This is a genomic window from uncultured Thiodictyon sp., assembly GCF_903828115.1.
Classification (GTDB): domain Bacteria; phylum Pseudomonadota; class Gammaproteobacteria; order Chromatiales; family Chromatiaceae; genus Thiodictyon.
The window spans coordinates 1-10,249 of record NZ_CAIKKU010000627.1; the positions used below are offsets into that span (position 1 = coordinate 1).

A 10,249-nucleotide genomic window follows, 5' to 3' on the forward strand; every position below is an offset into this window, starting at 1 on the left:
GGATAACCGCTGAAAGCATCTAAGCGGGAAGCCCCTCCCAAGATGAGGTCTCCCTGGACCCTTGAGGTCCCTGAAGGTCCGTCGAAGACCACGACGTTGATAGGCGGGGTGTGGAAGCGCGGTAACGCGTGGAGCTAACCCGTACTAATTGACCGTGCGGCTTGACCATATAACACCCAAGTGCTTTGGGTGACAGCGCAACGCGCCATTTACGATCACACGAAATTGGGTCATGCCGCCGGCGGCGGGGTGACCGACGTTTTTCCTGGCGGCCATAGAGCACTGGAACCACCTGATCCCATCCCGAACTCAGAAGTGAAACGGTGTATCGCCGATGATAGTGTGGGGTCTCCCCATGCGAAAGTAGGTCACCGCTAGGGCCTTTTCCTGACAACCCCCGCGCCTCACGGCCCGGGGGTTTTCTTTTGGCGCCGCCGCCGCGCGCGCGGTTGCACGGGTTGCAAGTGCGGCGGTTCACCAATACCTTAGACAAGTCTATCGGGGACTGCTTGTCGCGTCGTTGTCGCGTCGTTGTCGTTGTCGTTGTCGTAATCGAGGTTATCGAAGCGCCCCGAATTTTCGCGCGCCACACTGCATCGATTCTCCGATTACGAACACGACAACGACAACGACAACGACAACGACAACGCTCGTTAATTGTGCCCTTATGTCACTGCCGATCCGATATCCTTCCTCATGACCTCAGCCCTCGACGTTGCTCATCTCGTCAAGACCTATAAGGGTGGGCTACAGGCCCTGAAGGGAGTTGACTTGGCGGTGGCGGAGGGCGATTTTTTCGCCCTCTTGGGTCCCAACGGCGCGGGTAAGTCGACCTTGATCGGCATCATTGCCTCTCTGGTGAACAAGACGACCGGCACCGTGCGGGTTTTCGATCATGACCTGGACCTTGATCCGGAAGGCGTGAAGGCCTGCATCGGGCTGGTTCCCCAGGAGTTCAACTTCAATCTGTTCCTGCCGGCGGTTGAGGTGGTGGTGAATCAGGCGGGCTATTACGGAATCCCGCGGCACGAGGCGCGGGTGCGGGCCGAGCGCTACCTGCGGCAACTGGACCTTTGGGATCGCCGCGACACCGAGATGCGTCGGCTTTCGGGCGGCATGAAGCGGCGGCTGATGATCGCCCGCGCCCTCGTTCACGAGCCTCGCCTGCTGATCCTTGACGAGCCGACCGCCGGGGTCGATATCGAGATCCGCCGCTCCATGTGGGCCTTCCTGAAGGACTTGAATACCCAAGGTACGACCATCATTCTCACCACCCATTACCTGGAAGAGGCGGAGAGCCTGTGCCGCACGATTGCCATCATCAACCACGGCGAAATCACTGAACGCTCTACCATCGCGGCCCTGCTCGCGCGCCTGCGCACCGAGACCTTTGTCCTCAACCTGAAGGGGCGGGTGGCGGAATTGCCGCAATTGGGCGGATTCGTGCTCAACCATGTGGATGACTGCACCCTGGAGGTGGAGATGGACCGCGAACACACCATCAATGGTCTGTTCGATGCCCTGTCGCGCAACGGTATTGAGGTCATCAGCCTGCGCAACAAGCAGAATCGCCTGGAGCGGCTGTTTCTGGACATGGTGGGCCGGGCGCGGACGGATCGGGGGTTACTGCCGTGAGGCGGGATGCGCGGGCCTGGCGGCGCTATTGGGTGACCTTTGAGACCATCGTCTCCAAGGAGATTTTGCGCTTTACGCGAATCTGGGTGCAGACGGTGTTGCCCTCGGTGATCACCACGACCCTCTATTTTGTGATTTTCGGTCAACTCATCGGTGGCCGGATCGGCCCCATGGACGGCCTGGCATACCTCGATTTCATCGTTCCGGGGCTGGTGTTGATGGCCGTGATCACCAATTCCTATTCCAATGTCGTGTCCTCCTTTTACAGCAGCAAGTTTTCCCGCTACGTGGAGGAGCTCCTGGTCTCGCCGGCACCGAACTGGGTGATCCTGGCCGGTTACGTGGCTGGTGGTGTGGTGCGTGGCCTCACCGTGGGGGCGGCGGTGATGTTGGTTGCCACGCTGTTTACGGAGGTCCGGGTCTACAGTCCGGCCATTACCGCTCTGGTGTTGCTCATGACCGCAGTCCTGTTCGCCCTGGGCGGTTTTATCAATGCGGTGTTTGCCAACAGTTTCGATGATATCTCGATCATCCCCACCTTCGTGCTGACGCCCCTGACTTACCTGGGTGGTGTCTTCTACTCAATCGACTTACTGCCGCAGTTCTGGCAGGGCCTGTCCTTGGCGAATCCGGTCCTGTATATGGTCAATGGTTTCCGCTACGGTCTTCATGGGGTCAGTGACATCCCCCTCGGCGTGGCTTTTGGGATTATCCTTGCGTTCATCCTGTTCTTCGCCCTGTTCGCCCTGGAGTTGCTGCGTCGCGGGGTGGGCGTCAAGTCCTGATGAGGCCAGACCCGCCCCGGCGAAGTGGCCGGCGCTTGTAACCGTCTACTGCAAATGGGACTATAAGCAGATGAAGCTTTCAGGAAATGCGCCGACCCGTTGCGGTCCGCCCGGGAACCCTGTTACGACCGCCGCGCGGCCCGCGCGGCGCCTGTGCCGTGATCGGACTGGAACCTAATCCGTGACGATGCCCAACACTGACTCCTGCGATTATTCCGGGCGCCATCCGCCCCCGCGTCCGCGCCGCCGCATCAGCGGATTTCTGCTGCGGTGGGCACTGCTGGTCGGCGTCGCTGTCGGCCTGGCAGGTGCCCTTTATGGTGTCCACCTCGACCGGGTGGTGCGCGCGAAATTCGAGGGCAAACGCTGGGCCTTGCCGGCCCGGGTGTTTGCGCGCCCGCTGGAGATCTACGTCGATCGGCCCTTGACACCCGAGCAACTGGACGCCGAACTCGCGCGGCTGAATTATCGGCAGGTGACCGACCCGGCGGCCGACGGGACCTACAGCCGGGACGGGGGGCGCTTTGTGGTGCACACCCGCAGTTTTCGTTTTTGGGACGGCGAGGAGCCGGGACGCCTGCTGGAACTGGATCTGAAGGATGCCAAGGTGGCGGCCCTGCGTGATGGAGGCGACGGGTCCGCGCCTGCCCTGGTGCGACTGGAAGCCGCTCTGATCGCAAGCATTTACCCGACCCACAACGAGGACCGGGTGTTGGTGAAGCGCAAGGACCTGCCGGACCTGCTGGTAAACACCCTTCTAGCCGTGGAGGATCGCAGCTTCTTCAGCCATGCCGGGATTGATCCGCGGGGCATCATCCGTGCCGGCTATCACAACCTGCGTGCCGGTGGGGTGGTCGAGGGCGCCAGCACCCTGACCCAGCAGTTGGTCAAGAATTTCTATCTGACCGCCGATCGCACCATGGCGCGCAAGCTCAACGAGGCCTATATGGCCCTGTTGCTGGAGTGGCGCTACAACAAGGACGACATCCTGGAGGCCTATGCTAACGAGATCTACCTGGGTCAGGACGGGAGCCGCGGCATCCACGGATTCGGACTTGCGAGCAGCTTCTTCTTCAACCGCGACCTCGACGAGTTGGGCATTGCGGAGGCCGCGCTGCTGGTCGGTCTGGTGCAGGCCCCCTCCAGTCTGGACCCACGGCGCTTCCCGGACGCGGCGTTGAAGCGGCGCAACCTGGTGATCGACGTCATGGTGCGCGATGGGGTCATCGGCGCCGCTGACGGTGACATGGCCAAGTCCGCGCCGCTCGCGCTGCGCGACGGGGGCGGGCGGCCGACCGGCGAGTACCCCGACTATATCCAACTGGTGCGCCGCCAACTGCAGCGTGACTATCGCGACGAGGACCTGCGCTCCGAGGGTCTGCGCGTCTTCACCACGCTCGATCCGCTGATTCAGTCGGCGGTGGAGGTCGCGCTGCCGAAACGACTGCGCGAATTGGAGAAGTCGCACGGGATGCGCGTCGGCACCCTGGAGACCGCGGCGGTCGTCACCTCGGTCACCAACGGTGAGGTGCTGGCCCTGGCGGGCGGGCGTCAGGCGGGCTACGCCGGGTTCAATCGCGCCCTGGACACCGTACGCTCGATCGGCTCCCTGGTGAAGCCGGCGGTCTATCTGGCGGCCCTGTCCAATCCCAAGCGCTATACGCTGACGACCAACATCCCGGATGAGCCGTACAGTTTGCGGATCGGGGGCGATCTCTGGTCGCCGCAGAACTACGATCACTCGGTCCACGGCTCCGTGCCGCTGTATCAGGCCCTTGCGCATTCCTGGAATTTGGCGACCGTCAATCTGGGGATGAGTATCGGGGTCAAGGAGGTGGCCGAAACACTCTATCGCCTGGGTGCCCAACGGCGGATTGTCGCGGTACCGGCCATGATGTTGGGGTCCGTCTCCCTGTCACCCTTGGAGGTGGCCCAGATCTACCAGACGATTGGCGCCGGCGGTTACCGCGCCCCCCTGCGCGCGATCCGCGAGGTGATGGACGTGAACGGTCGCCCGCTCAACCGCTATCCCCTGGCGGTGGAGGCGGTGGTCGACCCGCGGGCGGCCTATCTGACCGGCTGGGCGATGCAGCAGGTGGTCCGCCAGGGAACCGCCAAGTGGCTTGGCAATCGCCTGCCCAGCGGCTTGACCATGGCCGGCAAGACCGGTACGACCGACGACGGGCGCGACAGTTGGTTTGCCGGTTTCAGCGGCGATAAGGTCGCCGTCGTGTGGATGGGGCGTGATGATTACAAGCCCACGGGGTTTGCCGGCGGTACCGGGGCACTGCGTGTCTGGGCGGAGTTCATGCTGGCGATCCCGAACGAACCGCTCGCGCAGTCGCCTCCCGAGGGCGTCGTCCTGTCGGGTGCCTGCGGCCAATCCGGGATACCCTATATCGTGGGCAGCGGGCCGGCGGGCGGCGGATGTGCGGACAAGGCGGACACCCGGTCCGCGGCCAAACGCTCGGATGCGCCCAAAGGGCGGACCGATGAGACGCCGCAGGCGCCCGTGGCGGCCCGACCCGCGCCGGTCCCCGTGCCGACCGCCCCTCCCAAGCCGAAGCCGAAGCCGCCGACCGAAAATCCCTTCTTGAGCAATTTGTAGCCGATGTTCAACGCCCCTCGAATCCTCGTCTGCATCTGTCTCCCGGTCTTCGGATTGGCTGCCTGCGCGATGGGCCCGCGCGAAGGCCCGCCGGCGCCGGTGGTAACCCTCTCACCGCGTATGGACTCGCCACCGCCGACGATGCCGACGCCGGCGGAGGTCGCCCCCGCGGCGTCCGTGGTGGTCGCAGCGGCGGCCAAGGCGCCGCCGAAGCCCGCGGCCCCCAAGAAGAAGGCGACTGCGGTCTACGCCTACCGCGAGCCGGGGTCTGAGCCGGAGCCGGAGCCGGAACCGACGTCGGCCGTGGCCGGCGCGCCCGCACCTCAGGTGTCGGCGGTGCCGGCCCCGGCACCGGCCGTCGCCCAAGCGTCGCGGCCGGCCGCCGCCGCCCCCGTCGTCAAGGCTCAGGTGCCGACCCAGCCTGCGGTGAAGCCGCCGACGGTCGCGGCAGCGAGCGCCAAGTCGGTACCCGTCGCCGCCCCCAAATCGCCCACCGCGGCAACCGCGCCGAAGCAGATTGCCGCAGCCGCGCCGCCAAAGGTCCTGGTCCCCGCGGTGCCGACCGCGCCGTCCAAGGCCGCACCGGCAAAGCCAGCGGTCGCGGTTGCCGCCGCACCACCCCCGGCGCCGCGGGCGGTGACCGCCGCCCCGCCGCCCCAGGCGGCCCGGCCGCCGGTGAGCCCGGCCCCGGTCAAACCGGCGACCCGGGTCGCGGAGGCGGCGCCGCCGGTCGCGCGGGCGCCCGCCGAGCCGGCCACCGGTCTGGCGCCGGCCGCGGACAGCCTGGCGCGGCAGGCCGAGCAGCAGCGCTCCAGCGGTGACTATGCGGGTGCCGCGGCGACGCTGGAGCGGTCCTTACGGATTGCGCCGCGCGAGGCCTATCTGTGGAATCGGCTGGCGCGGGTGCGGATGGAGCAGGGGCTGTCCGCCCAGGCGGGCCAACTCGCGGCCCGTTCAAACGACTATGCCGGCGGGCAGGCCACGGTCAAGAAGGATAACTGGCGCATCATCGCCGAGGCGAAACGGCGCACCGGCGACGCCGTCGGTGCCGGTGAGGCGGAGCAACGGGCCGGGGGCGACTGAGCCCCTGCGGTTGCCCTGCGCCGGCTGAGGTTCAGACGCAAGTGACTACCCTGGCCCAGGTCTTCGGTTCCGCGGGGTTGCTGACGCAGCGACTCCCGGGCTTCAGTCACCGCGCCTCCCAGCAGGCCATGGCGCAGGCCATCGCGCGGGCGATCGAGTCCCGTGAAACTCTGATCTGTGAGGCCGGAACCGGTACCGGCAAGACCTTTGCCTACCTGGTCCCGGCCATCCTGTCCGGATGCAAGGTGTTGATCTCCACCGGGACGCGCAACCTGCAGGATCAGCTCTTTCACCGGGACCTGCCGCAGGTGCGCGACGCCCTCGGGGTCCCCGTGCGCGCCGCGCTGCTCAAGGGGCGCGCAAACTATCTCTGTCGCCATCGGCTCACCCTGGCGCTGGAGGACCCCGCCCGCCATGATCCGCAACTGCGTGCCCAGTTGCGTCAGGTCCAGGACTGGTCCAAAACCACCAGGCGCGGGGATGTCGCAGAACTGGCGATGCCTGAGGATGCCCCGGTGTGGCCCGCGGTGACCTCGACCAGTGACAACTGCCTGGGCCAGACCTGTGCGCAGTGGCAGGACTGCCACCTGGTCGCGGCGCGTCGGGAGGCCCAGGCGGCGGACCTGGTGGTGGTGAATCACCACCTGTTCTGCGCCGACCTCGCGCTCAAAGACGAAGGGTTCGGCGAGATCCTGCCGGGCGCGGACTGCTTCATCCTGGACGAGGCGCACCAACTCCCGGAGGTCGCCGCCGGCTTTTTCGGCGTGCTGGTCAGCGCTCGTCAAGTGCTCGATCTGGCGCGGGACACGGAGCTTGAGTATCGCCGCGAGGCCGGCGACGCACCCGAATTGCCCGAGCGTGCCGCGGGTCTGCGGCGGGCCGCGCAGGATCTCCGGCTGTGCCTGGGTGAGGGCGACCGCCGGGGTCCCTGGCAGGACCTGATCGGCGACCCGGAGCCGGTGCGGGCCCTGGCCGGGCTTGTGCGGCGGCTGCAGTCCCTGGCCCAGGGGCTCCAGGCCCTTCAGGGGCGGGGCAAGGGCCTGGATGCCTGTCTGGGCCGCGCGCACGAACTGACGGCGCGCATGGCGTTGCTCACCGCCCCCGTCGCCGCGGACCAGGTCCGCTGGTTCGAGGTCCAGGGTCGCGGCCTGCGCCTGCATCAGACGCCGCTGGAGGTGGCCGCGGTCTTTCGCCAACAGTTCGACCGGCAGCGCGCTGCCTGGGTGTTCACTTCGGCGACGCTCGCGGTCGGCGACAGCTTCGCGCACTTCGCCAGTCAACTCGGTATCGAGGGCGCGACGACCGCCCGCTGGGACAGCCCCTTCGACTATGCCCGCCAGGCCCTCTGGTTCGTGCCGCGGGGGTTGCCGGAGCCCGCCGACCCAGGCTTCAACGCCGCGGTGCTCGACTTGGCGTGCGAACTGGTCGGTTACAGCCAGGGGCGCGCCTTCCTGCTCTTCACCAGCCATCGGGCGCTGCGGGAGGTGGCGGACGGCTTGGCGGGGCGCATCCCCTTCCCGATCCTGGTGCAGGGCAGCGCCCCCCGGGGCGAACTCCTGCGCCGGTTCCGTGACCTGGGCAATGCGGTCCTGCTCGGCACCGCGAGCTTTTGGGAAGGGGTGGACGTACCCGGTGAGGCCCTGTCGTGTGTCATCATCGACCGCTTGCCCTTTGCCTCGCCGGGTGATCCGGTCCTGGCGGCGCGGATCGAGGCGTTGCGGCGCAGGGGCGGCAATCCCTTTGCTGAATTTCAGTTGCCGCAGGCGGTGATTGCGCTCAAGCAGGGGGCGGGCCGCCTGATCCGGGGGGGCGGCGACCGTGGGGTCCTGGTGGTCTGCGACCCCCGGCTGTTGCGGCGCTCCTACGGTCATACCTTCCTGGCCAGCCTGCCGCCGATGGCGCGCACCCGCGAGCGCGAACAGGTACGCGCCTTTTTCGGGGTGGCGTCTGCCGCGCCGCCGAGCCCGACGGGAACTGCCGGCGAATGAACGCCAGCCGCCATTCGGCCGCCGACAGCGAGCGGTGGTCCCGCGAGTTCGCCTCTCCGGCCTTTGAGGCTTGGCTGGGGCGGCTCTGCACCCAGGGCTTTTGTCCGATCCTGGTCGCCCTGATGCTCAAGCTGGAGCGGCTGGCGCGGACCCCGCTGGGCGGCCCGCGGCGGGTCGAGATGCTGCGTGCATCGATGACCATGATCCGTGACATTGCCGATGATCTGCCGACGCCATCGGCGGCGCGCCCGGGTGCAGGGGGTCAGGCCGCGGCACCCCTGCCGCTCGTGCAGCGCCTGTGGGCTCTCACCTTCGAGAACCTCAAACGGGCGCTGCACGACCTGGACCGTGGCGTCGGGGGCGTCGTCGGGGAGCACGACCAGGGGCGGGCCTGGGTGGTCGGGCAGATGTACGTCTGCCTGGGTCGTCAGATCGAGTTGGGTGCCCGCTGGGGTCAGACCTGGCCCCCGCACACCTGGCAGGAGCTTCACGATCTGTTTTCTTACTCCACCAATCGGATGGATATGGGCCGCGGCGGCGCGGATGAGGCGGTGAGTCGGGGACCGGCCGGGCCGTGGAGCGCCGCCGCCGAGGATCCGCAGACCCTATACAAGCGGCTCCTCATGGTCGGCCTCTGTGCCGAACAAGGCGCTCACGCCTTGCTTGTGCCGACCGCGCAAGGGTCTTTTTCCGCCTGGGTGCAGGCCGCTGAACTCCATGATCCGGGAGGCTATTCCGGAGTGCTGGGTGCTTACCTCGTGGAGGCCTCCAGTGATACCCCGGCGCGCCTGGTGCCGGGGGCTTTGGGGCCGGTCAGCCGGGCCCAGGTGCTGCGCCTGCCGCCCGGGTTCCTGGCTGCGCTTGCTGCCGCCCGGGCGGTGCTTCAGCCATTCGGTGTCGACTGAATCCCAGTGGGGCGCTCAACCCGTCGAACGCAATGACGTTTTTCCGCTCGAGCGCCCGCCGCTCGGGGGTCGGGATGTCCAAAGTGCTCAATAGTACGCAGGTTTTGTCGGCCCGTTTCGGCTAGCATTCGGCCTATCAGAATAACGAAGGCTAGACGCGTTATGGATGGCAGCATCGGGTACTTGCCCGCGTTGGGCATCGCCGCGCGCGCCGACTCCCCGTCGGCGGCGTCGGCTGCGGGCAATCTCACCTGGGCGTCCTTTGACGCGGACCTTGCGGTCGTGCGCGATTGGCTCGGCTCCTTGCGTGCGGCGGGTGTGCGTCAGGCGGGCCCGGCCCTGCTCCTGGCGCTCGCGGGTCTGCGCCGGGCGACACTGTCACCCTCCCGCCGCTTGTCGATGCTGCGCCTGCTGAAAGGGCCGGTGCGCAAGACCTGCGCGGGTCTACCCAAGCCCTGGTCGGGGCCGGGTCAGCCTCCGGACGCCGGCGCCGACGGTGCCTGCCCGCGTGGGGTGACGCTGGAACAGCGGCTGTACCGGCTGATGTTCCAGAATCTTCATCAGGCACTCGTCCAACTCGACCGCGGCGCCCCGGCCCAGGATGAACGCCCGGTGCGGCGGCGCGATTGGGCGCTGCACAACCTGTTCCGATTCTGCGCCAGGCAGTTGCGTTATGCGGCGCTGTGGGGTTGTCCGGTGCCGGTCGATACGTGGCGGGACCTGCACGATCTCTATGTCCATCTGATGGTTCGGCGGGTCACCGGGGCTGCGCCCGGACGACCCCTGCAGCGCGCGCCGTCGGCTGTCGATGCCACGTTCGAGTACAAACAGTTGCTTCTGTTCGGTCTGGCCGAGCAGCGTGCCGGGCGTGGCGTGCGCAGCAGCGCGGTGCTGGCGGGGCTGGCTCGCTGGGCCGGGGCAACGCTGCTGGAAGACCCCCATGTGGGACTGCACGGGGAAACGGGACTCTATGTGGTCGAGGTCGGGCAGGACCAGCCGCCGCGGCGGCACCCCGGCCCCCTGGACGCGGGGTTGCGGGGTTGGGTACTGCTGCCGCCTGCTGAGTTTTTTGAGCAATTGGAGCAGGCGAGATCAGCAACGGTTCACTAATACGAGTCCATTAGGTAATGCTTGTCGCACCGTTGTCGTTGTCGTTGTCGTTGTCGTAATCGTAATCGAGGTTATCGTAGCGCCCCGGATTCTCTCGCACGCCAAATTGCATCGTTCTCCGATTACGACAACGAC

At 66.9% G+C, this 10,249-nt stretch carries 7 protein-coding genes and 2 rRNA genes; all 9 read left to right on the top strand.

Annotated elements, in window-relative coordinates; translation table 11 throughout:
- A 23S ribosomal RNA gene (locus QZY48_RS23550) occupies positions 1–169 on the top strand; the annotation flags it as partial.
- 95 nt (positions 170–264) lie between these two features.
- Positions 265–380, top strand: a 5S ribosomal RNA gene (rrf, locus tag QZY48_RS23555).
- 316 nt (positions 381–696) lie between these two features.
- Positions 697–1,635, top strand: a complete 939-nt coding sequence (locus QZY48_RS23560) for an ABC transporter ATP-binding protein (protein ID WP_295435667.1) — start codon at positions 697–699, stop codon at positions 1,633–1,635.
- Positions 1,636–1,667: 32 nt separating this feature from the next.
- Positions 1,668–2,420, top strand: coding sequence for an ABC transporter permease (locus QZY48_RS23565; protein ID WP_295435668.1), 753 nt, complete (start codon positions 1,668–1,670; stop codon positions 2,418–2,420).
- 187 nt (positions 2,421–2,607) lie between these two features.
- Positions 2,608–5,028: a penicillin-binding protein 1B gene (mrcB, locus tag QZY48_RS23570; protein ID WP_295435670.1), complete on the top strand. Its 2,421-nt coding sequence runs from the start codon at positions 2,608–2,610 to the stop codon at positions 5,026–5,028.
- A gap of 141 nt (positions 5,029–5,169) precedes the next feature.
- The gene (locus tag QZY48_RS23575) at positions 5,170–6,111 is read left to right on the top strand and encodes a hypothetical protein (RefSeq protein ID WP_295435671.1); all 942 of its coding nucleotides are present in this window, start codon (positions 5,170–5,172) and stop codon (positions 6,109–6,111) included.
- A gap of 41 nt (positions 6,112–6,152) precedes the next feature.
- Positions 6,153–8,099 carry an ATP-dependent DNA helicase gene (locus QZY48_RS23580; RefSeq protein ID WP_295435673.1) on the top strand — a complete coding sequence of 649 codons (1,947 nt, stop codon included), beginning with the start codon at positions 6,153–6,155 and terminating at the stop codon, positions 8,097–8,099.
- Complete coding sequence (locus QZY48_RS23585) at positions 8,096–9,004, top strand: hypothetical protein (protein WP_295435675.1); 909 nt, start codon at positions 8,096–8,098, stop codon at positions 9,002–9,004. Before QZY48_RS23580 ends, QZY48_RS23585 begins: the two co-directional genes overlap by 4 nt.
- Before the next feature lie 162 nt (positions 9,005–9,166).
- Positions 9,167–10,114: a hypothetical protein gene (locus QZY48_RS23590; RefSeq protein WP_295435676.1), complete on the top strand. Its 948-nt coding sequence runs from the start codon at positions 9,167–9,169 to the stop codon at positions 10,112–10,114.
- Positions 10,115–10,249 lie beyond the last annotated feature (135 nt).